This window comes from Massilia sp. CT11-108 (genome assembly GCF_047302915.1).
In the GTDB taxonomy this organism is placed as follows: Bacteria; Pseudomonadota; Gammaproteobacteria; order Burkholderiales; family Burkholderiaceae_D; genus Telluria; species Telluria orientalis.
Map to the genome: position 1 here is coordinate 1 of NZ_JBKYMO010001074.1, position 766 is coordinate 766.

Genomic DNA, 766 nt, shown 5'->3' on the forward strand with positions numbered 1-766 from the left:
CCCCACCTGAGCCGCCCGGCTCGTCACGCCGCACCGCCTGATGCCTGCGCGGGCCGCGCGGTCCGTTCGCCACGGCGGTGCCAACGCGACAACAATGCACTTTTGTCTTACCATACGAACCATCCAAGCCCAGACCTTACCGAACCTATGACAAGCAAAACTGGAAGCGCGATCCTGTCCGCCCTCGTCTTTGCGGGCGCGAGTCTGATGTCCGTCCCGGCGGCCCATGCGGCCGCTCCCGTTGCCGCCCCGACCGTCACCGGCCTGCCCGATTTTGCCGACCTCGTCGACAAGGTCGGCCCGGCCGTCGTCAACATCCGCACCACCGAACGGGTCCGTCTCGACCAGGGCGGCCCGGACGAAGAGATGCAGGAATTCCTGCGCCGCTTCTTCGGCGGCCAGATGGTGCCGCGCGGACGCCGCGGCGGGCCCGCGGAACAGCCGCAGGAAGAACGCGTGCAGCGGGGCGTCGGCTCCGGCTTCATCATTTCGGACGACGGGTATGTGCTGACCAATGCGCACGTCGTGGAAGGCGCGGACGAGGTCGTCGTGACCCTGACCGACCGCCGCGAATTCAAGGCCAAGGTGCTGGGCTCGGATGCCCGCAGCGACGTGGCCCTGCTGAAGGTGGACGCACGCAACCTGCCGAACGTGCGCATCGGCGATTCCAGCAAGATCCGCGTGGGCGAGTGGGTGATCGCCATCGGTTCGCCGTTCAACCTGGAGAACACGGTGACCGCCGGCATCATCTCGGCCAAGGCGCGCG

General features: G+C 67.8%; 1 protein-coding gene. It reads left to right on the forward strand.

Translation table 11 applies throughout. The features are described 5' to 3' along the window. Window positions 1–147: 147 nt before the first annotated feature. On the forward strand, window positions 148–766 hold a 619-nt coding region (locus ACEN88_RS33210; protein WP_413346568.1), incomplete at its 3' end, for a trypsin-like peptidase domain-containing protein.